Below are 25,845 nucleotides of genomic sequence, written 5' to 3' on the forward strand. Positions count from 1 at the left end.
CTGATACATCACAAGCGAAACTTTCTCCGGCACACTCCGGTGAGTGGACGCGACGGAGCTGCTGCGGCTGGCGGAGGCCGATCCCGCACGGCTGGCATCGGTCGTGACCGAGACCGTGAGCCGGGCGCGGGCCGAGGGCGATCTGGTGCTGGAGTCGATCGCCGAGCGCGCTCTGGGCGCCGCGATGCTGTACCTGGACGGTCCCGACAGCGCGATGCGGCACCTGCGTGCCGCGATGCGGCTCGCCGAGCGGGCGGGCTCGGCCGAACTCGCCGCGGAGGCGCGGATCCGGCTCGCCCTGGTGATGAACGTCCGCGGCCGGCCGCGCCGGGCGATGCGCGAGATCGACGCGGCGATGGGCGATCTGCGCGGCGCGGGCCGGGCCCGGGGGGAGGCGCAGCGCGCGGCGATCATGGCTCAGCTCGGCCACCACGACGAGGCGTTCGCCGGGTTCCGGGCGGCGATGCCCGTCCTGCGCCGTGACGGGGACCGCGTGTGGCTGCAGCGGGTGCTGTCCAACCGGGGGGTGATCCACGGCTACCGGAACGAGTTCGGCGCGGCGGAGGCGGACCTGCGCGAGGCGGAACGGTTGTGCCAGCTGCTGGACCTGACGCTGTCGCTGGGGTTCGTCCAGCAGAACCTGGGCTGGATCAACGCCATGCGCGGCGACGTGCCCGAGGCCCTGCACTACCTCAGCCTGGCCGAGCGCTGCTTCCGCAGGCTGGGGGCGCCGCTGGGCGAGCTGTTCACCGACCGCAGCCAGCTCCTGCTCTCCGTCGGGCTGGTGTCGGAGGCGAGGGAGGCGGCCGAGGAGGCCGTACGGCTCTTCGAGCGCGAGCACCGGCAGCTCGGGCTGCCCGAGGCGCGGCTGCTGCTGGCCCGCGCGGCCGTCATGCAGGGCGATGACGAGCGCGCCCGGCTGGAGGCGCAGAGCGCGGAGCGGGAGTTCGCCCGGCAGAACCGGGCGGGGTGGGCGACTCTGGCCCACTTCGTGGTGCTGCGGTCGAGCGTGAACCAGGGGCGGCGCTCACCGGCGACGCTGCGCGCCCTGGAGCGGTGCGCCGCGGCGCTGCTCGACGCCGGGTGGCCGGCCGCCGCGCTGGAGGCCCGCCTGCTGGTCGCGCAGGACGCCCTCGAACGGGGCTGGTCGGATCGCGCGTGCGCCCTGCTGGGGGAGGCGGCCCGGGCCCGCCGTCGCGGGCCGGCCCTGACCCGGGCGAGGGCCTGGCACGCCACGGCGCTGCTGCGGCTCACCCAGGGCAACCGCCGCGGGGCCAGGAGCGCGATCCGTACGGCCCTGCGCGTCCTGGACGAGCACCGGGCCACGTTCGGCGCGACCGACCTGCGCGCGCACTTCTCCGAGTACCGGGTGGACCTGGCGGAGCTGGGACTGCGCATGGCCTTCGAGGAGGGCTCGGCGGCGCGCGTGCTGAGCTGGGCCGAGCAGGGCCGGGCGAGTCACCTGCTGATCCCGCCGGCGCGTCCGCCGGACGATCCCCGGCTGGCCGACGCCCTGGCCGAGCTCCGGGCCACGGTCCGGCGGATCCAGGTGCGCCGGGCCGCGGGGCAGGGTCCCGGACGGCTCCTGCACCGTCAGATCACCCTTGAGGAGGACATCCGGGACTACTGCCGCCAGAGCCCGGCGTCCTCCCGGGAGCCGACCGAGCCGGTGCCGGCCGACCAGCTGGCCCAGGCGCTCGGGGACGCCGTCCTGGTCGAGTTCGTCAGCCTCGACGGGATGCTGCACGCCATCACCGTCGTCGACGGCCGCGTCCGGCTGAGGAGCCTGGGGGCGCTGTCGCCGATCACCGACCTCGTCGAGCGGGTGCCCTTCGCCCTGCACCGGCTGGCCCGCCGCCACGCCAGCCCGGACAGCCGGGCGGCCGCGGTGGCGATGCTCCGGCACGCCGCGGCCGAGCTGGACGCGATCCTGTTCGGCCCGATCGCCGCCGACCTGGCCGACCGGCCGCTGGTGCTCGTCCCCACCGGCCCGCTCCAGTCCCTGGCCTGGTCCATCCTGCCCTCCTGCGCGGGGCGGCCGCTCAGCCTGTCGCCGTCGGCGACCCTGTGGCACCTGGCCGGCCGCAGGCGCTCGCTCGAAGGGCCGGTCGTCGCCGCCGCGGGTCCGGCCCTGTCGGGCGCCCGGACCGAGGCCGAGGCGGTGGCCGGAATCCACTCCGCGTCGGCCCTGGTGGAGTCGGCCGCGACCGTCGAGGCGGTCATCGAGGCGGTCGACGGCGCGCGCCTGGCCCACCTGGCGGCGCACGGGCACCTCCACCCCACCAACCCGCTGTTCTCCTCGCTCCGGTTCGCCGACGGCCCGCTGACCGTCTACGACCTGGAGCAGCTGCGGAACTCGCCGCAGATCGTCATCCTGGCGGCGTGTGACAGCGGGCGGTCGGTGATCCGGGCGGGGGACGAGCTCCTGGGGCTCAGCGCGAGCCTGCTGGCCCGCGGCGCCCGCAACATCATCGCCTCGGTCGTCCCCATCCCGGACACCGAGACGGTCACCCTCATGATCACCCTGCACGAGTTCCTGGCCGCCGGGCACTCCGCCGCCGGGGCGCTGGCCCGGGCCCAGCGGCAGGTGGCGGCCGAGGACACCCAGGCGATGGCCGCGGCGGCCGCCGGGTTCGTGTCCATGGGGGCCGACTGCACGCTGTCCGCCGTCTGATCGGGCCCGCCGTACGCGTCCGAAAACCGCGAGCCTCCCGGGGATACCGGCTGATTTACTGGCCGATATGACGACTCTTCATGACAAAGCTGCGCTCTTCAATTCCCTTCACCGGACCGGGAACGCGCTCGTCCTCGCCAACGCCTGGGACGTCGTGAGCGCCCGGTTGATCGAGGAGGCGGGCGCGGCGGCGATCGCCACCACCAGCGCCGGCGTCGCCTGGGCGCTGGGTGCCCCCGACGGCGACAAACTCGACCGGGACCGGGCGATCGATCTCATCGCGCGCGTCGCCTCGGCGGTGGAGGTCCCCGTCACCGCCGACATCGAGAGCGGCTTCGCCGACAAGCCCGAGGGGGTCGGCGAGACCGTCAGGGGTGTGCTGGAGGCCGGCGCCGTGGGGGTGAACATCGAGGACTCGACCGACGACGCCTCCGCGCCGCTGCGGCCGGTCGAGGAGCAGGCCGCCCGGCTCGCCGCGGCCCGCGAGGCCGCCGACGCCATGAACGTGCCGCTCTTCATCAACGCCCGGGTGGACGTCTTCATCCGCGCGGTCGGCGACCCCGCCGACCGGCTCCGCACGGCCCTCGACCGCGCCGCCGCCTACCTCGCGGCCGGGGCCAGCGGTGTCTTCGTCCCCGCCGTCACCGACCCGCAGACGGTGTCGGCGCTGGTCCAGGGGGTGGACGGGCCGCTGAACATCCTGGCCGGACCCGGCGCCCCGAGCATCGGGGAGCTGTCGGCCCTCGGCGTCGCCCGGGTCAGCATCGGCTCCTCCATCGCGGTGGCCTCCTACGCGTTCGCCCGGCGGGCCGCCCAGGAGGTGCTGGGCGCGGGCACCTACGAGTCCCTTGCCTCGGACATCGGCTACCGCGACATCAACGCGCTCCTGAGCGACCGGAACTGAGATCGTCCCGGGGCGCCGCCGTCAGCCGACGGTGCGGAGTTCGTCAGCGCGCTCCCCGAAGCTCGGGTCGACGGCTTCGAGAGGGAGGACGAGATGGAGAACATCGTCGCTGGCGGCCCGGACGCGTTCATGGCGGTGCGGTACCTGACGGTACGCGGCAGTCAGCGGGAGATCGGCCGGGCGCTGGCCGAGGAGGCGCGGGCGGTCTCCCGCTGGAGACCGGCGCCCGCGGACCCGGTGGCGCACGCCGGGCGGATGGCCTGGTTCGACAAGCACTGGCCGCAGCACCACGAGCGCATCCTCGGGATCGCCGAGGTGTTCGGGGTGGACCCGCTGACCTCCCACGTCGAGGGCCTGCCCGGGCTGCCCGGCGGGTCGGGGTGCTCGGTCGTCTGGTCCCCCGCCGCGGCGGGTCCCGACGGCCGCACCCGGATCGGCCGCAACTACGACTTCTTCACCATGGGCATGACCCGCCTCATCCGGTCGATGACCGGGGAGGATCCGGGGCCCTCGGACGAGCCGCCCATGGCCTCGCGGCCCTACGTGATCGCGACGATCCCGGACGAGGGGCTGTCCTCCACCGTGATCACCATGAACGAGCTGGACGGATGCATGGAGGGCATCAACGCGGCCGGTCTCACCGTGGCCCTGCTGATCGCCGACGCCGAGGCCACCGCCGGCGGACCGGTCATGGCGCCGCCCGGTGTCGGGGTGAACGAGGTGCAGCTTCCCCGCTTCGTCCTCGACACCTGCGCGGACGCCGAGGAGGCCGAACGGGCCCTGCTCGCCGCGGAACAGTACGTCAGCGGCGTGGCCTGCCACTATCTGATCGCCGACGCCTCGGGGCGGGCGTTCGTCTGGGAGCGGGGCGAGGACGGCTCGCGGCACGTCGTCGAGCCGGGAAAAGGGGCGATGTGCGTGACCAACTACCCGCTGCACCGCCACCCCGACGTCTCCGCCCTGCCGGAGGACAACGAGCACTCCTTCCGGACGTACGAGCGGGCGCGGGCGCTGGACCGCCTGACCCGGGACGGGGTCTCGGGGACGGGGCTCCGCGACGTCCTGGACACGGTCGCCTTCACCGGGGAGGGTGAGCCGTGGCGGACGCTCTGGCGGAGCGTCTTCGAACCGGAGGAGCGGACGATGTCGGTCCGGTTCTATCTCGGGGAGGATCCGCTGGACGGGATCCGCTACAGCGACGAGATCGTCTTCAGCGCGGGCCGCTGACCGGCCCGGTCACCGGACGTTCTCCCCGGCGGTGCGGGAGTGGTGGATCCCGGCCGCGACGGCCACCGCCAGGACGGCGCCGGACAGCGGGGCGGCGACGAACAGCCAGAGCTGGTCGAGCCGCTCGCCTCCGGCGAAGAGGGCGGGGCCGACGGAACGGGCGGGGTTGACCGAGGCGCCGGTGAGCGGCAGACCCACCAGGGAGGCCGCCGCCAGCGCCGTGCCGACCGCGGGCGCCGTGGCGTGCCCGAGGGCGACGCGGTCGGTGACCAGCAGATAGGTCAGCACGACGAGCATGGTGAGCAGCGCCTCCAGGAGGAAGGCGCCGGTGCCGTTCACCGCCGAGCCGAAGCCGTTGGAGCCCAGGGCCTTGGTCCGGTCGGTGATCTCGCCGACGCTCAGCGTCAGCTTGAGCAGCGCCGCCCCCGCGACCCCGCCGACCAGCTGCGCGCCGACGTAGCCCGCCGCCTCCGCCGCCCGCATGCGCCCGGACGCGAACACGCCCAGGGTCACGGCCGGGTTGACGTGACAGCCGGAGACGGGCCCGATGCCGTGGGCGAGGGCGGCCAGGACCAGCCCGAAGGTGAGGGCCACCCCCATGGCGCCGATCTTGTCGATGGCGAAGACGGCGCTGCCGACGGCGAAGTAGACCAGGATGAACGTGCCGGCCAGCTCGGCCACGTATCGCTTCATGTGATGCCCCCATGGGACGAATCGTGTCGATCGGTCGCCGGGGGGCTGATGTGGGAGAGGCCCGGAGGCTCACCCCGGAGGAGCGGTGGAGAGTTCTCCCAGAGTGACGGTGACGGTGGTGGTGGATCCGTCGGAGCGCAGGACCTCCACCTTGGCCTCGTCGCCGGGGTCGAGGGTGGCCAGCAGCTCGGACAGGGCCTGGGTGGTCGGGACCTCGGTGCCGTTGATCGAGACGATCACGTCGCCGGGCTCGATGCCCGCGCGCGCCGCGCCGCCGTTCGGGGACACCTCCACGACGCCGACGCCGGAGGGCCTGCCGTCGGGACCGGCCAGGGTCCGCACCGTGACGCCGAGGGCGGCCCTGCGGGTGTTGGTGACCTCGCCGTTCTTGACGATCTGCTCGGCGATGTCGGTCGCGGTGTTGGACGGGATCGCGAAGCCGATGCCCGGGGCCGCTCCGCCGCCGAGCTCGGGGACGGTGGCCGCGAGGGTCGGGATGCCGATGACCTCGCCCGCGAGGTTGACCAGCGCGCCGCCGCTGTTGCCCGGGTTGATCGCGGCGGAGGTCTGGATGGCGTTGGTGATCGTGGCGCCGGGGGAGCCGGACTCCGAGGGCTCGGTCACCGTACGGCCCAGCGCGGAGACGATGCCGTCGGTCACGCTGCTGCCCAGGCCGAGCGGGTTGCCCATGGCCAGCACGATCTGGCCGACCCGCAGCTTGGAGGAGTCACCGAAGGTGGCGGGCCTGAGCCCGCTGGGATCGTCCACCTTGATCACGGCCAGGTCGCCGAGCGGGAAGGAGGCGACCAGCCGCGCCTCGCGGGGGGCGCCGCCGCTGGCGAGGGACACCTGGAACCGCCGGGCGTTCCCCACCACGTGGGCGTTGGTCACGATGTGACCTGAGGTGTCGTAGATGACTCCCGAACCCAGGCCGCTCTCGGTGTTGATCTGCACGATGGACGGCAGCACGCCCGCGATGACCTTCTCGTAGGCCGACTCCAGGGCGACGGGGTCGGTCACGGCGGGGGAGCCGGCAGCGGTGGTGGCGGCGACCGGGCGGGGAGACTGCGAGTTCGCACTGCATCCCGTGAGCGCGACGGCCGCCGCGGCGAGCAGCGCCAGTGGTGCCGATGGTCTTCCCATGCGGCCTACCATTCCCCGCTTATGACGAAAGATACGCCTCCCGGAGAGAGGTGCGGCTGAGCTTTCCGGTCGGCGTGCGCGGGAGCTGCTCACGGTACTCGACGACCCTGGGATGCTTGAGCCGGGCGAGTCTGCCGGCGCAGTGCTCCAGCAGATCCGCGGTGAGGTCCGGGCCGGGCTCGGCGCCGGGCGCGGGCTGGACCAGGGCGACGACCCGGTGCCCCCACTCGGGGTCCGGCACGCCGATCACCGCCACGTCCGCGACCGAGGGATGCTCCTGGAGCACGGCCTCGATCTCGGCGGGATAGATGTTGACCCCGCCCGAGATGATCAGATCGGTGCGCCGGTCGCACAGGAACAGATAGCCGTCCTCGTCGAGATAGCCGATGTCGCCCGGGGTGTACAGGTTCCCGAGCATCGATGAGGCGGTCTTGGACGGGTCACCGTGGTACTCGAAGCGGTTGACGCCGCCGATGTAGACCATGCCGGGCTCGCCCGCGGGCGCCTCCTGCCCGTCGTCGCCGACGATGACGAACCGCATGCCGTCGATCGCCCGGCCCACGGTGCCGGGCCTGGCCAGCCACTCCTCGGAGGAGACCATCGTGGCCACGGCGGCCTCGGTCGAGCCGTAGTACTCCCACACCACCGGGCCGAGCCAGTCGATCATCGCCTTCTTGGTGGCGGGCGGGCAGGGGGCGGCGCCGTGGTACAGGTGCGTGAGGGACGACAGGTCGTAGGAGTCCCTGACCTCGGCGGGCAGCGCGAGCAGCCGGTGGAACATCGTCGGGACCATGAACGCGTTGGTCACCCGGTGGCGCTCGACCAGCCGCAGGACCTCCTCGGGGTCGAAGCGCTCGGTCACCACCACCGTGTGCCCGTACTGCAGCGCCATCATGGCCTGGCCGTACGGGGCGGAGTGGTAGAGCTGGGACAGCACCAGGTGCACGCCGTCGGCCGGCAGCCCGAAGTGCCGCCAGCTCTTGCGCATCAGGATGGGATAGAGGTCCTCGGGGCTGAGCTCGATCAGCCGCCTGCGCACGCCCTTGGGCCTGCCGGTGGTGCCCGAGGTGTAGAGCATCATCGATCCGGCGCGGCGGGCGGCGGGCGGGTCGGCCGGCTGTCCCGCGGCGATCGCGTCGACCTCCTCGAACCCGCCGGGCACGGCCTCGGCGTACCGCCCGCAGCCGACCACCGCGCGCGCCGCGCAGTCGGTGACGATGTAACCGATCTCCTCGGCGGTGTAGTGCCAGTTGACCGGGACGTGGTAGGCGCCGATCTGGTAGGTCGCGAGCATCATGGTGATCGCGTCGACGCCGTTGGGCAGGACCGTCACCACGGCCTCACCCGGGACGACGCCGCGGGCGACCAGGCCGTTGGAGACCCGGTTGACCCGGTCGTGCAGCTCGCCGTACGTCACGGTGGCGCCGTCCCCGGCGGTGCCGCTCCCGATGACGGCGACCCGGCCGGGGTCGGCGGCGGCGATCTCGTAGAAGCCCCTCATGAGCGCGACCATACAGAACGACATTCTGTTCAGGGAAGGGGAAATGTCGTCACCTGCAGGTATGTGAGTGACATGGCAGATCAGTGGGGAGATGCGGTGTATCGATCACGTCATGTGGCATAGCCTGGCAGCCATGGCGGACGTCGGCGGTCCCCCCTCCGGGCGCTCTCATGACAGATATGTCCCTTCGTACGATGCGCCCACGGCGCCCATCCCCGCCATTCCCTCCGACGATGGAGCGATGATCACTCCTCGCGTGCCCCGCCGGTTCCCCATCGGGGACGGTGAGGAGACCGTCCTGGTGCCCCGGATCCCGCCCGCCGCCCCGCCTTCCGTCCCGCCGGCCGGGAAGTCCCCCGAGGTGGAGGAGTCTTCCGAGCTCTCCGCGGGTGCGCCGCCCGCCTCGCAGGACATGACCCCTCCCTCTCCCGTGCGGCGGCCCGCCCCGCCCGCCCCGGAGGCGGGAGCCCGTGCCGCGGAGGACACGACCTCTCCGGTACGGCGGCCCGCGCCGCTGGGTGAAGGGCCCGCTGGACCGTTCCGTTCCGGCGGCGCGGCCGGTCCGCAGGGGCCGGGGCGGCCGGGGCTCGGCTCCAGGCTGCTGCTGCGCATCGGGGACATCCCGATCAAGGTGGTCTACAGCCTCGGCGCCGCGCTGGCCACCGCCCTGGCGGTGTTCCTGATCTTCGTGATCTTCTCCGGCGACGAGCCCGCCGACCCGTCGCCGCAGCGCCAGGCCCAGAATGCCTCCGCCGCGCCCGCCACCCCGGTGCCCAGCGCCCCGGCGATCACGTTGCCCAAGCTCCCGAAGGCGACGCCGCTCAAGACGCTGCCCGGCACGCCCAGCGTGGTGGTCGGCAGCGTGACCGACTCCAAGGCCGCGATCACCTACTTCAGGCTCGGCGCGCCGTGGAAGGTCGCCTCGGTCTCGCCGTTCTCCGCGGGCCAGCGGGTGGGCGGCTCGCGGCTGCCGCGCACGCTCGCGGTCTCGGCGCTGCTGCCCGGCGAGAAGCCCAGGGCCGACCTGGAGACCGACGCCGACTTCCGCAAGGCGGCGGTGACCGCCGTGCGGTGGTCGGTTCGCAACTATCACCCCACGGGTAGCAAGGTCACCTGGACCGCCTCGCAGCGGCTGGCGACCGGCAAGGGATGGGTGCTCGGCTACCGCGTCGCCTATGAGATCGACGGCAGGAAGCGCAGCTCGCAGGCCGCGCTGGCGCTGATCGACATCGGCCAGCGCAAGCCCGCCATGCTGTTCGTCACCGTCCCGGACACCCGCAAGCAGCTCTGGGCGGACATCGCACCCCTGGTGGCCAGTGCCCGAGCGTTGTGACGGAAGTAGCTTCTAGAATATGGTTCTGCCACTGAACCGTTTCTGGAGGCTGTCATGGCGATCGGGTTGAGCGAGGAGCACGAGGCGCTCCGCGAGTCGGTGAGCGGCTGGGCCGAGCGCAACATTCCGTCCGAGGTCGTACGGGCCGCCGTCGCGGCCGACGGGGAGGAGCGCCCCGGCTTCTGGTCCGGCCTGGCCGACCAGGGCCTGCTCGGGCTGCACATCCCGGAGGAGCACGGCGGCAGCGGGTACGGCCTGCTGGAGACGGCCGTGGCCGTCGAGGCCCTCGGCGAGCGGGTCGCGCCCGGTCCCTACGTCCCCACGGTCCTGGCCAGCGCCGCCATCCTCGCCTCCGACGGCAAGGCCCACGCCGAGCTGCTGCCCGGTCTCGCCGACGGCACGCTGACCGGCGCGGTCGCGCTGTCCGGATCGATCTCCGGCACCCGGGGCGAGGACGGCGCGCTGACCGTCGGCGGCTCCGCCGAGACCGTGCTCGGCGGCGCGCTCGCCGACGTCCTGGTGCTCCCGGTGAGCACCGACCGGGGCGAGGAGTGGGTCGCGGTGGACGCCTCCGCGGCGACCGTGACGCCGATCAAGTCGCTGGACGTCACCCGCGGCGTGGCGAAGATCGAGCTCGACGGGGTGACCGTGCCCGCCGGGCGGGTCCTCGACGGGCTGGAGGGCCCCGCCGTACTGAACCTGGCCGCGATCCTGCTGGGCGCCGAGGCCGCGGGCGTCGCGTCGTGGTGCGTGACCGCCGCGGCCGAGTACGCCAAGGTACGCGTGCAGTTCGGCCGCCCGATCGGCCAGTTCCAGGGGGTCAAGCACAAGGCCGCCAGGATGCTCGTCGCCCTGGAGCAGGCCCGCGCCACGGTGTGGGACGCCGCCAGGGCCGCCGGGCGGGCGGGCGACGGCGTCTCGGAGGACGAGCTGTCCTACGCCGTCTCGATCGCCGGCGTGGTGGCCCCCGACGCCGCCGTGCAGTGCGCCAAGGACGCCGTCCAGATCTTCGGCGGCATCGGCTACACCTACGAGCACGACGCCCACCTCTACTACCGCCGCGCCCTGACCCTGCGCGCCCTGCTCGGCCCCGGCGCCGAATGGGCCGAGTCGGTCGCCTCGCTCGCGCTGCGCGGCGTCTCCCGCGAGATGGAGATCGAGCTGCCGGAGGACGCCGCCGCGCTACGCGAGTCGATCCGCGCGGAGATCGCCGAGATCGCGAAGCTGGAGGGCCAGGAGCAGAAGCGGGCGCTGGCCGAGGGCGGGTTCGTCATGTCCCACCTGCCCAGGCCGTGGGGCCGCGACGCCAAGCCGCTGGAGCAGGTGCTCATCCTCCAGGAGCTCAAGGCCGCCCGGGTCAAGCTCCCGCAGATGATCATCGGCGCCTGGGTGGTGCCGTCGATCGCCATGTACGGCACGCCCGAGCAGCAGGAGCGCTTCCTGCCCAAGACGCTCAGCGGCGAGATGATCTGGTGCCAGCTGTTCTCCGAGCCGGGCGCCGGGTCCGACCTCGCCTCGCTGCAGATGAAGGCCGAGAAGGTCGAGGGCGGCTGGAAGCTCAACGGCCAGAAGATCTGGACCTCGGTGGCGCACTTCGCCGAGTGGGGCATCTGCATCGCCCGCAACTCCTCCGAGGGCTCCAAGCACGACGGCATCACCTACTTCCTGGTGGACATGAAGGCCCCGGGCGTCACCGTCCGGCCGCTGACCGAGATGACCGGGGAGAACCTGTTCAACGAGGTCTTCCTCGACGACGTGTTCGTCCCGGACGAGCTGGTCGTCGGCGAGGTCGGCCAGGGCTGGAAGGTCGCCCGCAACACCCTGTCCAACGAGCGCGTCTCGCTCTCGTCGGGCTCGGGCGGCACCGGCGCCTCCGTGCCCGACCTGATCGGGCTGGCCGGCCGGCTGGGCCACGAGCTGACCCCGGCCGAGCGCCAGGAGGTGGCCCGCGTGGTCTGCGAGGGGCACTCGATCAACGCCCTGGGCCTGCGGGTGACGCTGAAGCAGCTCACCGGCGGCGAGCCGGGCGCCGACGCCTCGGTCCGCAAGCTGGTGTCCACCTCGCACGCCCAGCACGTCTCCGAGTGCGCGGTCGGCCTGCTCGGCACCTCCGCGGTCGTCGCCGCCGACATGAAGCTCGGCGACCCCGGATACTGGAACCGCGCCGTGCTCGCCACCCGCGCCATGACGATCTACGGCGGCACCACCGAGGTGCAGCTCAACATCATCGGTGAGCGCATGCTCGGCCTGCCCCGGGACCCCGAGCCGGGCAAGTAGCGGTCCGACGCCGGTCGTCCGGACAGCGGCGGCCCCGGCCTCCCGCCGGCCCCGGCCTCCCGCCGGGTCCGCCGCCGTACGGTCCGCCGCCGTACGGTCCGGCGGCGTGCGGGCTGTCATAGGGTCTGGCGATATGCGGACAGAATGGGGCGAAGCGGCGAGACGGTTCGCCCCTGCCCTGCTCGGGCTGCTGCTCGGCGTGCTGGCCCTGTGGCCCGCGCTGGGGCCCGGGTTCGTTCTCCGCTACGACATGGTGTTCGTGCCGGACCCGCCGCTCGTCCTGCCCGGACAGGGCTTCCCCCGCGCCGTGCCCAGCGACCTCGTGGTCGCCCTGCTGTCCCGGGTGGTGCCCGCGGAGGCGGTGCAGAAGGCGTTCCTGCTCGGGATATTCGTGCTGGCCGCGTCGGGCGCCGCCGCGCTCGTGCCCTCCCGCCGGCTCGGGCCGCGCCTGGTCGCGGCGGCCTTCTACGCCTGGAACGCCTACCTCGCCCAGCGACTCCTGCTCGGGCAGTGGGCCCTGCTGCTGGGCGTGGCCGGGCTGCCCTGGGCGGTGCGGGCCGTCTGCCTCGGCGGACGCCTGCGGCTCGCGGCCGCCCTGGTCCCCGCGGCGGTGGGCGGCTTCCAGGCCATGCTGGTCTCCGCCGTGGCGGTGCTCGCCACCGCGGCGACGGCCCCGGCCCCGGCTCCCGTAACGCGGGCGCGGCGGACGGGGGAGGCCGCGCTGATCATGGGCGGGCTGAGCCTGCCCTGGCTGGTGCCCGCCCTGCTGAGCGGGGCCACCACCGACCCCGCCGGAGTGGACGCCTTCGCGGCCCGCGCCGACGGGCCCTTCGGCGTGGCCGGCAGTCTGCTGGGGCTGGGCGGCATCTGGAACGCGCACGCGACGGTGCCCGGCCAGTACTCCTGGTGGTCGGCGGGCGTGCGCCTGGCCCTGGCCGCGGTCGCCGTCTGGGGTTTCGTACGGCTGCGCGCGGCCGGGAGGGGCGGGCGGTCCCGGACGGAGGACGGCGGCGTGCCGTACTGGACGGGACTGGCCGTGGCGGCGGGGGCCGGGCTGGGGGTGGCGTGCCTGGGGGCTTTCGCGCCCGGCCTGCTCAAGGCCCTGGTCGGGTGGTGGCCGGGGTTCGGGACGATCCGCGACGGGCAGCTCCACCTGGCGCCGTTCGCCCTGCTCCAGGCCGTCGGCCTGGCCACGGCCGCGGACCGGTGGACGGCCCGGCCCGTCGCCGCCCCGCGCGCCGTCGCGGCGGTCGCGGTGGCGGTGCCGGTCCTGGTGCTGCCGACCTTCGCCCTGGGGGCGTTCGGCAGGCTCGCGGCGGTGCCGTACCCGCAGGAGTGGCGGCGGGTCCAGGAGATCGTGAACGGCGACCCGGCCCCGGGGGCGCTGCTGTCGCTGCCGTGGGGCGCGCACCGGGCGTTCGGGTGGAACGGCGGGCGGGTGGTCCTCGACCCGGCGACCAAGCTCTTCGGGCGGCGGGTGATCTGGAACGACGAGCTGCTCGTGGGACTGCCGGGCGGCGGCCGGATCCGCGTCGCGGCCGAGGACCCGCTGGCCGCGAAGGCGGGCGCCGCGCTTCGGACGGGGGCGGAGGACCGGGTGCGGGCCCTGGCCCGGCTCGGCGTCCGCTACGTTCTGACCCGCCCCAGCGATAACACGTTCCAAGACGCTCTGACCGTGTTCGAGGGTCCGGAACTGCGCCTCATACGCCTCGACAGCCCCTTATGACCCGAGCATCCCCCCAGCTCTACGGAGTACCGGAGGGTAACTTGCTTTGTCACGGTTTTACTAACTCTATGGCCTATGAGGTGGATCACGTTCTACTCTCGGCACACTGTCCGAATCTTGGAGGGAGTGTCCAGTGATACGAGTGCTCGTTGCACTGGCCGTCGGAGCGGTACTTGCGGTCGGCGCCTCCGCGGCAGTTCTGAACGTTGCCGCGCCCACGCCGGAGCCCCCGAACCGGCCGCTGTACAACTACGGCGACAAGTGATCCCGGGGGCCGCCTGACGGCCCCGGGATCACCTTTTTCACCGGCGCACAGGGCCGGATGTCATTGATCGGCACGGAGTCCGGCTTCGCCATGCCCTGATCCGGGTGTGAGCCGCACGGAGACGAAGGAGGGATCGTGGCCTTATCCGGCGGGAAGACGGATGGCGCCTCGCACGCGCGGGCGCTGCCCTGGCCCCGGCTGAGCGTCGAGGCCGCGGCCGCGCCCGAGGCGCCGCTGAGCGGGGTCCGGGTGGCCGTGCTGAACTTCCGGGAGCCCCAGCAGTCGGTGGCCGGCGGCGCCGAGGAGTACGCCTGGCAGATCAGCCGCTATCTCGTCGGGCAGGGCGCCACGGTCGACTTCCTGACCAGCCGGGAGCCGGGCCAGGCCGCGGCCGAGCACGTCGACGGCATCGCGCTGCGCCGGATGGGCAACCGCTATCTCGTCTATCTGCTGGTCCCGCTCTGGCTGCTGTTCCACCGCCGCTCGTTCGACGTCGTCATCGACTCGATGAACGGCATCCCCTTCTTCTCGCCCCTGGTCGTACGGCGCCGCACCGCGGTCGTCTGCCTGGTGCACCACGTGCACGACCGGCAGTTCCACGCGTTCTTCCCCACGTGGCTGGCCAGGATCGGTTGCTTCATCGAAGGTCCGGTGGCCCGCCTGCTGTACCGCCGCCGCCTGACCGTCACGGTCTCCGAGTCCTCCAGGGACGACCTGCGCACGCGCCTGCGGTGGCTGGCGCCCATCCAGGTCGTGCCCAACGGCAGCCCGGCCGCCCGGCCGCTGGCCCGCCACGCCGCCGACGGCGACCCCGCGCTGATCTACCTCGGCAGGCTCGTCGGCCACAAGCGCGTCGAGCGCGTGATCGGGCTCGCCGCCGACCTGGGGGAGACCCACCCCGGCCTGCGCGTGCACGTCGTGGGCCGCGGGCCCGAGTCGGAGGCCCTGGCCGCCTTCGCCGCCGAGCGGGGCGTGGCCGACCGGGTCCGGCTGCACGGTTTCCTGGCCGAGCCGGAGAAGAACGCGCTGCTCGGCTCGGCGCTGCTGAACGTCACGGCCTCGGAGTTCGAGGGCTGGGGACTGACGGTGATCGAGGCGGCCGCCTTCGGGGTGCCCACGGTGGCCTACGACGTCGCGGGTCTGCGCGACTCGGTCAGGGACGGGGTGACCGGCTGGCTCGTCAAGGAGGGCGAGCTGCTGTCCGACACGGTGGCCAGGGCCGTCGAGGAGCTGTCCGACCCGGCGCGGCGCGCGGAGATCCACCAGGCATGCCGGACGTGGGCGGGTGAGTTCACGTGGGGTCGAACCGGCGCTACGATAACCGGACTAATCACCACAGAACTGGCAGAAATCGGCCGCCGGCCCGTGACCGCGGGTCCCTCGCCGATCCCCGACCTCCGTCTCGCCGTGGGTGAGACCGACCCCACTTGAGCCCTGCTTTGACCTCTGACAGCACGGATACCGCGTCCGCACGGCTGCGGCATCGGTTGCGTCTCCTCGCCGGCTGCCTGCTGCTCGGGGCGGTCGCCTTCAACACCTCCCCCGGCCAGGTCATCTCCGAGACCAAGCTGGACATGGCGCTCAACCCGCTGGGCTTCCTGTCGCGGGCGGTCCACCTGTGGGACGGGGCGTTCTTCGGCCACCTGCAGAACCAGGCCTACGGCTACCTGTTCCCGATGGGACCGTTCTACGCGCTGTTCGAGGCGCTGGACATGCCCCCGTGGAACATCCAGCGCCTGTGGATGACCGTGGTCCTGTGCGCGGCGTTCATCGGCGTGGTCCGGCTGGCCCGCGCGATGGGCATCGGCACGCCCGACACCCGGCTCCTGGCCGGCATGGCCTACGCCCTGGCCCCGCACGCGATCGCGCTCATCGGGGTCAACTCCTCGGAGTTCCAGCCGAGCGCGGTGCTGCCGTGGATCCTGCTGCCGCTCGTGCGCGCCGCCTCCCGCGAGGTGAGCCCGCGCAGGGCGGCGGCCCTGTCGGCGCTGGCCTTCCTGTTCGCCGGCGGGATCAACGCGGTGGCCGAGCTCGCCGTCCTGGTCGTGCCGCTGCTGTACCTGCTGACCCGGCGCGCGGGCCCGCGCAAGCGGCGGCTGCTGGCCTGGTGGCTGGGCTGCGTCGGCGCGGTGTCGATGTGGTGGCTGGCGCCGCTGCTGGTGATGGGGCAGTACATCTTCTCCTTCCTGCCCTTCATCGAGACCGCCTCGGCCACCACGAAGGTCACCTCGCTGCTCAACATCCTGCGCGGCACCTCCAGCTGGATCTCCTTCCTGCCGGTGGACGGCCGTCCGTGGCTGCCGGCCGCCTTCGAGCAGGCGACCACGCCCTGGCTGATCGCGGCGACCGCGCTGGTCGCCGGGCTCGGCGTGGCCGGCATCGTCGCCCGGACCACCCCCGAGCGGGCCTTCCTCACCCTGACCGCGCTGGCCGGGGTGGCGATCATCTCCTTCGGGCACGCCGACGCGCTGGCCCACCCCTGGACCGAGCAGGTGCGAGCGCTGCTGGACGGCCCGCTGGCCCCCTTCAGGAACCTGCACAAGTTCGACGCCCTCGTACGGCTCCCGCTCGCGCTCGGCCTGGCCGCGCTCCCGATGACCGTGCGCCTGCCGGCCCGCAAGGCCGCCTTCGCCGCGGTCTCCGGCGCCGTGCTGGTGACCGCCGTGCCCGTGGCCTCGGCCGGGGTCACCCCGCAGGGCGCCTTCGCCGAGCTGCCCGACTACTGGCGCCAGGCCACCGACTGGCTCAACCGGAACACCGGCGACGGCATGGTCCTGGCCGCGCCGGGCTCGCGACGGGGCGAGTACGTGTGGGGACGCCCGATGGACGAGCCCATGCAGTCGCTGCTGACCGTGCGCTGGGCCACCCACACCAACGTGCCCTGGGGCTCGCCCGGCCTGGCCCGGCTGCTGCAGGCGGTCGACGAGCGATTCGCCACCGGCAAGGGCTCGCCCGGCCTCACCTCGGCGCTGCGCCGCATCGGCGTCACCTACCTGCTCGTCCGCAACGACCTCGCGCGCGAGACGCTCGGCACCGCCTGGCCGGCGCGGGTCCACGAGACCATCGCCGAGTCCGCCGGCCTGGAGCGGGTGGCCGCCTTCGGCCCCGAGGTCGGCGTCAGGTCCAACACGACGGCCGGCGGCTGGTTCGACCAGCCCTACCAGGCCCTGGAGATCTACGCCGTCCCCGGCTCCGCGCCGCGGGTCGCGACCGTGCCGCGGGAGGGCGCGCTCCGGGTGACCGGGGCTCCCGAGGCGGTGCTGGCCATGGCCGAGGCGGACCTGCTGACCGACGACCGGCCCGTGCTGGTCGGCGACGAGCCCGAGGCGGACGTGATCTCGCCGCGCAACACGGTGATGACCGACACGATGCGCCGCCGCGAGATCATCTTCGGCGACGTGCGCCGGTCGGGCACGGCCACCCTGACCGAGGACCAGGTCCCGCAGCGTGACACGGTATCCGACCTGGTCGACCCGGCCTGGACGGGAGCCGCCTCCACCGCCGCCTACTCCGGCATCGCCGACGTGCTGGCCTCCTCCTCCGAGGCGTCGGTCACGGCCGCGGCGGGACAGCGCGACCCCGGGCGCCAGCCGTACGCGGCGATCGACGGCGACGCGCGCACCGGCTGGCGTTCCGACGGCTGGAACGGCGCGGTGGGCGAGTGGCTGGAGATGCGCTTCGTCGAGAGCGTCCGGATGCCGCAGATCACCGTGGCCTTCGAGCGGGGGATCGGCCCGCCGGTGGCGGAGATCTCCCTGGAGACGGAGGCGGGCACGCGCAGGGTGCCGGTGGCCGACACCACCGATCCGCAGCTCCTCAGTCCGCCGGAGGGCCCCAGCACCTGGCTGCGGATCCGCGTCACCCGGCTGGTCAGGGAGCCGGAGATCCTCTTCGGCAGCCGGGTGGGCATCACCGAGGTCGCCGTCCCGGGCGTCGAGGCCAAGCGCAGGATCGTGGTCCCCCCGTCGGGCGCGCAGGACCCGGGCGCGGTGCTGCTCACACGCCAGGGCGCGGCGCCGGCCTGCATGAAGGGCTCCTCGACCTGGACCTGTTCGCCGAGCCTGGAGATCCTGGGCGAGGACGGCTTCGGCTTCGAGCGCGAGTTCCAGGTGCGGGCGGGCGGCAGGCGCACCGTCACCGGCCAGACTGTGCTGACCGACCCCGCCGCGGCGCGGGCGCTCACCGAGGTCCCGGGTGTGTTCCCGAAGGTGAGGGCCTCCTCCACGGTCACCGACCACCCGGCGGTGCTCGGCCGCGCGGCCATGGACGGCGACCTGAGCACGGTCTGGTACGCCCAGACCTTCGACAAACAGCCCACCCTGACGGTGGAGCTGGGCAAGAAGATCACGGTCTCCCGGATCCGGGTGCTGTTCCCCGACTCGTTCCTGGGACAGCCGCCGGTACGGGTGAGCGTGCGCGGCGGCGGCCGTACCATGCGGGGCTGGGTCGGCGCCGACGGCCAGGTCTCCTTCACTCCCATCCGCACCGACCGGCTGGAGATCGGGTTCATGGTCCCGGCCTCGCGGACGGTCGAGGTGTCGGAGATCGCCATCCCCGGCGTGGAGCCGCTCGGCTCGCTGGAGTCCTTCCCGCTCCGGCTGCCCTGCGGGTACGGCCCGACGCTGACGGTGAACGGCAACACCGTGCACACCATGGTCGTTCAGGGCACGCTGGGCGACGTGGTCAACGGCCGCCCGCTGGGCTACCGCGCCTGCGAGCCGGTGGAGCTGCTCCCCGGGACAGCCCGGGTGGGCGCGGCCCACACCGACGCCTTCCGCATCGAGTCGATGCTCCTGCGCCCGGCCTCCGCGCCCGCGGAGGAGTCGCAGGCCACCCCGGCCGCCACGCTGAAGTGGGGACAGGAGGAACGGCGTGTGCGGGTCTCCACTTCCGAGCCCTCCTACCTGGTGGTCAACGAGAACTTCAACGCCGGCTGGAAGGCCTACCTGGACAGCAGGCCGCTGATAGCGGCCCGGCTGGACGGGTGGCGGCAGGCCTGGGAGGTGCCCGCGGCGACGGGCGTGGTGACCATGCGCTACGAGCCCGACGCGGCCTACCGGGCGGCGCTGGGCGGCGGTCTGCTGCTGGTGGTCCTGGTCGCGGTGACGGCCGCCGTCCCGGCCCGGCGCGGCCGCCCGCACCCTCCAGGTACGGCTCCCGCCGCGTTCAGGCCCGCCTGGATCTGGCCGGTCGTCCCCCTGGTGGGCGCGTGGACCGGAGGCTTCGCCGGGGCCGCGATCGCCACGGCGGCGCTGGTGCTGCTGGCCTGGCTGGGCACCGTGGCCCGGGCCGGGCACGCCCGCACCGCGCTGCCGAGGGCCGCCGCGGCCGTCACCTCGCCGTGGTCGGCGGCCGTCCCGCTCGGTCTGGCGGGACTGGCGTTCGCCGCGGGGCGGGTGTTCGAGGGGACGGCGGTGGCCGGGCCGCTGTCCGGGGCGGTGCCCCAGGTGCTCTGCCTGGTCACGCTGGCCTGGCTGGCCGCGGCCGTCCCCGCGCGCCGGAGCGTGCCGCCGCCGCCGGAGACGGCGGTGGCCGAGCCGCCCGCGCTGGAGCGGCGGCTGGAGAGCCTGGCGGTGAGACAGTGACCCCGCAGACTCCGCCGGTCCCGCAGACTCCGCGGACCCCGTCGACTTCGCAGACCCCGTCGACTTCGCGGACCTCGTCGGCTTCGAGAACCCCGCGGACTCCGCAGGCCCTGCGGATCCCGAAGATCTCGCGGATTCCCCGGGCGGCGTCGGTGGCGGCCTGCGCTTTCCTGGTCACCCTGGCGGCGCTGCTGCGCTTCCAGGTCTACGAGAGCGTCCTGGTGCTGCCGCTGGAGCAGGGCAGGACCTACCGCATGGCGGCGCAGAACGCCTCCTACATGGACATGGGCACCCTCACCCCGCGGACCGGCGTGCCCATCGTGTCCACGACGACGCTGAGCGGCGACGCCTCCGCGGGCAACGAGAACGTCGCGGTGTGGGCGGAGTTCACCTCGCTCACCACCCCCGACGGCGAGCGCGTCGACTATCACGAGCGCCGGACCGCCTTCGACCGCAGGACGGGCATGGCGGTCGACTGCTGCGGCGCCTACGTCGACGAGGACGCCCGGGCCCGGCAGGAGGGCCTGGCCTTCCGCCTGCCGTACCGCGCCGAGCCGCGCTCCTACCCGATGTACGACACGGTGCTGCGCCGGGCGGTGCCGCTGCGCTTCGAGCGGGTGGAGGAGGTCCAGGGGATCACGACCTACCGCTACACCTACACGGCGGGCCCGATCAAGATCGAGGACCTCCCCGGCGACATCCCCGGCCGCGTCCTGGGCCTGCCCAAGTGGCGCAGCATCAGCGTCTCCCGCTACGCCCAGGTCACCCGGACGCTCTGGGTCGAGCCCGAGAGCGGCCTGACGGTCAAGGCCGAGGAGCGGCACCGGCAGGGCCTGCGCACCCCCGACGGGATCGAGCGCCGGGTCAGCCTCGACGCCAACCTGGTCATGCCCCCCGACGAGGTCGCGGTCAAGGTCGGGGACGCGCGGGCCTTCCTGCGGTGGGTGCTCCTGGTGCGCGACCTGCTGCCGGGGGTGTTCCTGCTGGCGGGCCTGGCCGTGGGGCTGCTGGCCGTACGGCCGCGCAGATCCGTCCCCGGCGAACCGGCTGGGCCGGTTGAGCCGGAGGCTCCGGATGATTCCGGCGGACCAGGGGAGCGTGAGACCCCGGACGTCCCCGGTGGATCGGCGGAGCCGGAGGACCCGGATGCTCTCGGTGGGCCAGAGAAGCCTGAGACCTCGGACGCTCCCGATGGGCCGGCTGAGCCGGAGGACCGCGAGACGGCGGAGAAGCTTGAGGAAGTAGGAGAACGGTGATGACGCCGTCGCAGGCCGTCGGGCTGGAGATACGGCTGCCGCGATGGGTCGTGCGGCCGGGTGTGCGCGCCCGCGCGGTGGGGGTGTCGGCCGCCGTACTCGTGCTGCTCAGCCTGCTGCTGCGGGCGGCTCTGATGGGACGGTCCTTCTTCGTCGAGGACGACTTCGTCTTCGCCGGTCGGGCCGCCACCGCCGACTTCGGCTGGGACTACCTGTTCCGCGTCCACTACGGGCACCTCATGCCCGTCCCCTTCGCGCTGATCTGGGTGCTCACCCGGGTCGCCCCCTACGACTGGACGGTCGTCACGCTGGTCGCGCTGGCCCTGCACGGCGCGGCCGCGGCGGCGATGTACCGCCTGCTCCGGCTGCTGTTCGGGTCCCGGCCCCTGATCCTGGTCCCCCTGGTCGTCTATCTCTTCGCGCCGGTGACGGTGCAGGCGACGACCTGGTGGGCGGCGGTCGTCAACATCGTCCCCATGCACCTGGCCCTGTGCATGGCGCTGTGCTCGCAGGTGCTGTACGTGCGCACCGGCCGCCTCGTGCACGCCGCCGGGGTGCTCGCCTGGACCGCCTTCGGCCTGGCCTGCTTCGAGAAGTCCGCGATCATCCCCGTGGTGGTCTTCCTGGTGACCGCCTGGTTCCCGATCGGCGGCCGCGAGGCGGGCGGCGTGCTGGGGACCCTGCGGCGCCAGCCGCTGCTGTGGGCGGGCGCCGCCGTCATGCTCGCCGGATACCTGACGGCCTATCTCCTGCTCGCCTCCAGGACCTCGGAGTCCTCGGTCGCGCTGCCCGATCTCCCGCTCGCCGTCTCCTACGCCGCGGCCTTCCTGGGGATCGCGGTGCCCTCGCTGCTCTCCGGGGGGCCGTTGACCTGGGGCCTGGACACCGTGGCGGGGCCGTTGGCCGCCCCGGCCTGGTTCGCCGTCGGCCTGGGCTGGGCGGCGGTGGCCGCGACGGCGGTGGTGACCGTCAGATACCGCACGGCGGCTCTGCGAGCCTGGGCGCTGGGACTGTTCTACGTGGTGTGCGCGAACTTCGCGGTCGCGCTGCTGTCGCGGGCCCGCGTCACCTCCCTGGTCGCCTTCGAGAGCCGCTATCTCGCCGACGTGCCGCCGGTCCTGGCGCTGTGCCTGGGAGTGGCGCTGATCCCGCTGCTCGGCGAGCGTTCCGCGTGGCTGCGCCGCCCGCTCCCGCAGGGGCGCCACCTGCTGGCGGCCCTGTGCGTCGTCGGGTACCTGGCGGCGTCGGTGTGGTCGATGCACGGGTTCGGCGCGCGGCTGCAGGGGGAACGGCTGGCCGGATACGTGGCCACCGCCCGGACGGCCCTGGCCGCCCGCGACCCGGCCACCGCGGTCTATCCGATCCCGCTGCCGGAGAACATGGTCATCCCCTGGCAGGGGGAGTTCAGGATGAGCTCCTTCGTCCTGGCCCCGCTCGTCCCTCCCGCGGAGCGGGAACGGCTGCGCCGGCCGGAGCCCGCGCACCGCATCTCGACCTTCGACGGCCAGGGGCGGCTGGTGCCCGCCACCGTCTTCGGCGGGGTCGTGGGCCCGCCCGCGGGCAAGAAGTGCGTGAGCGTCCAGGGCGGCTCCCTGGCCACCGGCCTGACCGCGCCCCACCCAGGCTACGCGGGCCTGGTGAGATACCGGGTCTCCGCGGCGACGCCCGTGCGCGTCGAGGCGGGGGAGTACCGGGCCGAGCTGGTCCTGCGCCCGGAGCACCGGGAGGTCTTCTTCCCGGTGCCGGTCTCGCCGCAGCAGGTGCGGCTGGTCCTCCCCCAGGAGGCCGAAGGGGTGTGCCTGACCATGGTGGCCGTCGGCGGAGTCGTGCCCCAGGTCGGCGGCGGCGCGGGATGAGCGGGAGGGGCCGGCTCGGCGGCGGCGCGGGATGAGCGGGAGGGGCCGGCTCAGCGGCGGCGCAGGATGAGCAGGAGGTTCCAGCTCACGATCTCGCGCAGGCCCGGGACGTGGATGACGGCCTGGGCCCAGCGGGGGTGATAGCGGGGCAGGGCGTCCAGGACCCGCACGTCCTGATTACGCCGGGCCCAGCGCAGCGCGGCCCCGACCGAGACGGGATAGAGGCTGCTGCCGTACACGTTCTTGGGGCTCTTGCCGTGACGGCGGGTGTAACGGGCGGCGGCGCGGTGGCCGCCCAGATAGTGCCAGGGGGAGGTCTCGTGGCCGCCCCACGGGGACAGCCAGTTGGTGAAGGACAGATAGATGACGCCGCCGGGCTTGGTGACCCTGACCATCTCGTCGGCCATCCGCCACGGGTCGGGCACGTGCTCCAGCACGTTGGAGGAGAAGCAGACGTCCACCGAGCCGGTGGCCAGCGGGATGTCCAGGGCGCTGCCCAGGATCGCGCCCTGCGGGGCCGCCCCCTGGCGGGCCATCATCTCCCCGGCGTCGCAGTCCACGCACACGGGCTGGGCGCCCACGGCCCGCAGCACGTCGGTGAAGTAGCCGGGGCCGCCGCCGATGTCGGCGACCAGCGCGCCGTCGAGGTCGGTGTAGGACGCCAGCTGGGCGACGGTGTCCCGGGCGAGCATGCCGTAGAAGAAGTCCGGGTCCGTCTGCTCCTTGCGGAAAGCGGACAGCAGCCGGACCGACCGGCCGAAAGTGGCGCGGAACGGTTCCTGTGGGGTTTCCAACGCTGCTCCTCACCGCGACGGGCGAATTCGGGTGGGCCGGAGCATAACACCCCGTATTGCAGGCTATGTTCGACCCCTCGTAGGGTGAGCTGCCGTATCACGGGAAAAGAGGAGAGCAGTGGAGGCCACCAAGGTCGAGCACCAGGCACCGCCCACACTGCGGATCGCCCTGCCCGGCTGGCTCGCCGGATTCCGCAACCCCGTGTCGCTGGGGGCGGCGGCGCTCATCGCGGTCTCGCTCGGACTGCGCCTGCTGATCCTGCGCGACTCCTACTTCGTCGAGGACGACCTGCTGTTCGTCGGCAACGCCTACGAGAACGACCTCAGCCTCGACTATGTGACGCGCGTCCACAAGGGCCACTTCATGCCCGGAGCCATCGCGCTGACGTGGATCCTGGCGCGGGTGGCCCCCTACGACTGGCTGCTGACGGCCGGCGTCACCTTCGCGGCCCAGGCGCTGCTCGGCGTGCTGGCGTTCCGGCTGCTGCGCCGCCTGTTCGGCGCCCGCCCGGCCATCCTGGTGCCTTTGGCGGTCCTGCTGTTCAGCCCGCTGACGGTCCCGGCGTTCGGCTGGTGGGCGGCGGCGCTCAACGCGATCCCGCTGCAGCTGGCGCTGGTGCTCGCGCTGAGCGCCCAGGTCCGCTTCGCCCAGGGCGAGGGGACCCGGTACGGCTGGCGCGCGCTGGCCTGGTGCGCGGCGGGCATGCTCTTCAGCACCAAGGGAGTGTTCGCCTCCTTCGTGCTGCTGGCCGTCACCACGGCCTTCCTGGGCGACCTGCGGATCGGCTGGATCCGCTCGGCGCTGCGCGAGCTCGGGCGGCACCGGTGGCTGTGGGCCGCCCACCTGGGAGTGATCGCCGCCTACACCGCGCTGTACCTCGCCCGCCGGAGCACCGCCCCCGGGGAGGGGGCCTCGGTCCCCAAGCCCGACGTCGCGGCGGAGCTGGCCGGGATCATGCTGGGCCGTACCTTCCCCAGCGGGGCGGTCGGCGGCCCGCTCACCTGGAGCCCGGTGACCCCCACCGGGGGAATGGCGGGGCCGTCGGACGCGGTGGTCGTGATCTCCTGGCTGGTGCTGGCCGCCCTGGTGGTGATCACGATCGTCTACCGGCGGCGGGCGCTGCGGGCGTGGATGATCCTGGCCGGGTACCTGGTGTTCGCCGACGCGATCCCCACGGTGATCGCCCGGGGCAGCTACATCGGGCTGGTCGGTGCGGAGACCCGCTACGTCGCCGACGCCGTGGTCGTGTTCGCGGTCTGCCTGGGACTGGCGCTGCTGCCGGTGCGGGGCGAGGCCGACGCCTACCGGCGCCCGCTGCCCGACCGCTCCCCGCTCCTGCTGGCCACCGGCCTGACCATGGGCGCCTACCTGGTGACGTCGGTGATCTCGATCGAGAACTACCGGGCGACCCTCAGCGGCGACCGGGTCCGCGCCTACCTGGACACCGCCGCGGCGGAACTGGCCCGGGTGCCGGACAACGTCGTGATCTACCCGACCCCGGTGCCGGGCGACATCGTGCTCCCGGTGAACGGCGACCGCCGTCTCGGCAGCCGCGTACTCGCCCCGCTGGCCCGCCCCGCCATCCGCGCCAGGATGGCCAACCCCGAGCCCAGCCACGAGGCCATGGTCTTCAACAAGGACGGCCGGCTGGTGCGGATGAGCGTCTTCGGCTACTTCCAGGCGGCTCCGGCCGGCCAGCGCTGCATGGCGCCCGTCGACGGCGCGGTGTTCATGCCCGACGCCGTCTCCTGGGGCGGCCGGGCCACCGCGGGCGCGCTGTCCTACACGGCCGAGCGCCCGATCTCGGTGACCGTCGAGATCGGTGAGGAGCGGATCGTGCTGGCGCTGCGGGAGACCCCGCTCGGCCTGGTGCACTTCCCGGTCAAGGCCGTGGGCCGGGGCATGCGGATCGTGGTGGACGACCCGACCGCCCCCTTCTGCCTGACGGGCGCGGCGCTGGGGTCCCCGGTGGCCGAGGGCGAGCAGCCGGGTTAGACGCCGTCCGGGCGGGTTACCGGGCTTCGGGGCTTCGGGATTGCGGGAAGTCGGTGGGTACGGCGGGCGGTGCGTGCCGTGGGCGGGCCCGTTCGTGGGGCGCGTTCGGGGCCGGTCCGGGTTCTGCTTACCTGTGAGGCGAGCGAGACCGCTCGGGGTGCCTCTGGGAGTGGGGCGGGTGAGCCCACCCGTTGTGAGGCGAGTGAGCCCACCCGTGGGGCGTGTCCGGGGCTGGCCGGGTGTTGCCCGCCCCCGCTGTGCCGCACACCAGTCCGCCTGAAGGCGTTCGATGCCCGGTCCGTGCTCGTCAGTGAGCCGTGTCCGGACGCCGAAGCGAGTCGTGCCAGGATGCCGGACCGGCCGGGTGCCCGGCGATCGGCTACCGGCCATGCGTGGGGACCGTCTTCAGCGCCGGGCGCTTGTCGGGTCCCAGCATGACTGGGCGCTTGGTGAGTCTCGGCGTGACCGGACGCTTGCCAGGGTTTCGGCGTGACCGAGACCCTGGTGCGGTGGGCGGGGGCGTTCGTCGGGTCCCGGCGTGACCGAGACTCTGATGCGGTGGGCAGGGACGTTTGTCGTTCGGCGCAGCTCGGGGTGGGCAGCACCCGGCCAGCT

Annotated in this window: 15 protein-coding genes; 11 read left to right on the top strand and 4 right to left on the bottom strand. The window is 73.5% G+C overall.

All coding sequences use genetic code 11. From position 1 onward, the window contains the following. Positions 1-43: 43 nt before the first annotated feature. The 3 genes from Psi01_RS02150 (at position 44) to Psi01_RS02160 (ending at position 4,805) form a co-directional block, all read left to right on the top strand. A complete protein-coding gene (locus tag Psi01_RS02150) occupies positions 44-2,674 on the top strand; it encodes a CHAT domain-containing protein (RefSeq protein ID WP_204062194.1) in 2,631 nt (876 codons plus the stop codon). Between the two features lie 67 nt (positions 2,675-2,741). Continuing rightward, complete coding sequence (locus tag Psi01_RS02155; RefSeq protein WP_204062195.1) at positions 2,742-3,578, top strand: isocitrate lyase/PEP mutase family protein; 837 nt, start codon at positions 2,742-2,744, stop codon at positions 3,576-3,578. A gap of 93 nt (positions 3,579-3,671) precedes the next feature. Then, complete coding sequence (locus tag Psi01_RS02160; RefSeq protein ID WP_204062196.1) at positions 3,672-4,805, top strand: C45 family peptidase; 1,134 nt, start codon at positions 3,672-3,674, stop codon at positions 4,803-4,805. 9 nt (positions 4,806-4,814) lie between these two features. On the opposite strand, the gene Psi01_RS02165 is transcribed toward Psi01_RS02160, so the two are convergent. From Psi01_RS02165 to Psi01_RS02175, 3 genes are all read right to left on the bottom strand, one after another. Beyond that, the gene (locus tag Psi01_RS02165; protein WP_204062197.1) at positions 4,815-5,498 is read right to left on the bottom strand and encodes an aquaporin; all 684 of its coding nucleotides are present in this window, start codon (positions 5,496-5,498) and stop codon (positions 4,815-4,817) included. A 69-nt stretch (positions 5,499-5,567) separates the two neighbouring features. Beyond that, on the bottom strand, positions 5,568-6,641 hold the full coding sequence (locus tag Psi01_RS02170) for a S1C family serine protease (protein WP_204062198.1): 1,074 nt from the start codon (positions 6,639-6,641) through the stop codon (positions 5,568-5,570). Positions 6,642-6,660: 19 nt separating this feature from the next. Beyond that, complete coding sequence (locus Psi01_RS02175; protein WP_204062199.1) at positions 6,661-8,142, bottom strand: AMP-binding protein; 1,482 nt, start codon at positions 8,140-8,142, stop codon at positions 6,661-6,663. Between the two features lie 241 nt (positions 8,143-8,383). Between Psi01_RS02175 and Psi01_RS02180 the strand changes: the two genes are divergently transcribed. The 7 genes from Psi01_RS02180 (at position 8,384) to Psi01_RS02210 (ending at position 22,440) form a co-directional block, all read left to right on the top strand. After that, the gene (locus Psi01_RS02180) at positions 8,384-9,475 is read left to right on the top strand and encodes a hypothetical protein (RefSeq protein WP_204062200.1); all 1,092 of its coding nucleotides are present in this window, start codon (positions 8,384-8,386) and stop codon (positions 9,473-9,475) included. A gap of 54 nt (positions 9,476-9,529) precedes the next feature. Continuing rightward, on the top strand, positions 9,530-11,752 hold the full coding sequence (locus Psi01_RS02185) for an acyl-CoA dehydrogenase family protein (protein ID WP_204062201.1): 2,223 nt from the start codon (positions 9,530-9,532) through the stop codon (positions 11,750-11,752). A gap of 133 nt (positions 11,753-11,885) precedes the next feature. Beyond that, positions 11,886-13,478, top strand: coding sequence for an MmpA family trehalose lipid delivery protein (locus tag Psi01_RS02190; protein WP_204062202.1), 1,593 nt, complete (start codon positions 11,886-11,888; stop codon positions 13,476-13,478). Between the two features lie 400 nt (positions 13,479-13,878). Continuing rightward, the gene (locus Psi01_RS02195) at positions 13,879-15,174 is read left to right on the top strand and encodes a glycosyltransferase family 4 protein (protein WP_373872459.1); all 1,296 of its coding nucleotides are present in this window, start codon (positions 13,879-13,881) and stop codon (positions 15,172-15,174) included. A gap of 8 nt (positions 15,175-15,182) precedes the next feature. Continuing rightward, positions 15,183-19,328: an alpha-(1->3)-arabinofuranosyltransferase domain-containing protein gene (locus Psi01_RS02200; protein WP_204062203.1), complete on the top strand. Its 4,146-nt coding sequence runs from the start codon at positions 15,183-15,185 to the stop codon at positions 19,326-19,328. A 152-nt stretch (positions 19,329-19,480) separates the two neighbouring features. Beyond that, positions 19,481-20,584, top strand: coding sequence for a cell envelope lipid trafficking protein PgfA (gene pgfA, locus Psi01_RS02205; protein WP_204062204.1), 1,104 nt, complete (start codon positions 19,481-19,483; stop codon positions 20,582-20,584). Beyond that, positions 20,584-22,440: a hypothetical protein gene (locus Psi01_RS02210; RefSeq protein ID WP_204062205.1), complete on the top strand. Its 1,857-nt coding sequence runs from the start codon at positions 20,584-20,586 to the stop codon at positions 22,438-22,440. Before pgfA ends, Psi01_RS02210 begins: the two co-directional genes overlap by 1 nt. A 50-nt stretch (positions 22,441-22,490) precedes the next feature. Here the strand turns inward: Psi01_RS02210 and Psi01_RS02215 are convergent, their stop codons facing one another. Beyond that, on the bottom strand, positions 22,491-23,234 hold the full coding sequence (locus tag Psi01_RS02215; RefSeq protein WP_239126964.1) for a class I SAM-dependent methyltransferase: 744 nt from the start codon (positions 23,232-23,234) through the stop codon (positions 22,491-22,493). Positions 23,235-23,352: 118 nt separating this feature from the next. On the opposite strand from Psi01_RS02215, the gene Psi01_RS02220 reads away from it, so the two are divergent. Beyond that, on the top strand, positions 23,353-25,230 hold the full coding sequence (locus Psi01_RS02220; protein WP_204062206.1) for a glycosyltransferase family protein: 1,878 nt from the start codon (positions 23,353-23,355) through the stop codon (positions 25,228-25,230). The last annotated feature ends 615 nt before the right edge of the window (positions 25,231-25,845 follow it).

This window comes from Paraplanobispora siamensis (genome assembly GCF_016863175.1).
Taxonomy (GTDB): Bacteria; Actinomycetota; Actinomycetes; order Streptosporangiales; family Streptosporangiaceae; genus Planobispora; species Planobispora siamensis.

Coding starts and splice junctions, on each gene's coding strand:
- Psi01_RS02165 (WP_204062197.1), bottom strand. CDS start 5,498: ATGAAGCGATACGTGGCCGAGCTGGCCGGCACGTTCATCCTGGTCTAC.
- Psi01_RS02190 (WP_204062202.1), top strand. CDS start 11,886: ATGCGGACAGAATGGGGCGAAGCGGCGAGACGGTTCGCCCCTGCCCTG.
- Psi01_RS02160 (WP_204062196.1), top strand. CDS start 3,672: ATGGAGAACATCGTCGCTGGCGGCCCGGACGCGTTCATGGCGGTGCGG.
- Psi01_RS02210 (WP_204062205.1), top strand. CDS start 20,584: ATGACGCCGTCGCAGGCCGTCGGGCTGGAGATACGGCTGCCGCGATGG.
- Psi01_RS02185 (WP_204062201.1), top strand. CDS start 9,530: ATGGCGATCGGGTTGAGCGAGGAGCACGAGGCGCTCCGCGAGTCGGTG.
- Psi01_RS02155 (WP_204062195.1), top strand. CDS start 2,742: ATGACGACTCTTCATGACAAAGCTGCGCTCTTCAATTCCCTTCACCGG.
- Psi01_RS02180 (WP_204062200.1), top strand. CDS start 8,384: ATGATCACTCCTCGCGTGCCCCGCCGGTTCCCCATCGGGGACGGTGAG.
- Psi01_RS02175 (WP_204062199.1), bottom strand. CDS start 8,142: ATGAGGGGCTTCTACGAGATCGCCGCCGCCGACCCCGGCCGGGTCGCC.
- Psi01_RS02170 (WP_204062198.1), bottom strand. CDS start 6,641: ATGGGAAGACCATCGGCACCACTGGCGCTGCTCGCCGCGGCGGCCGTC.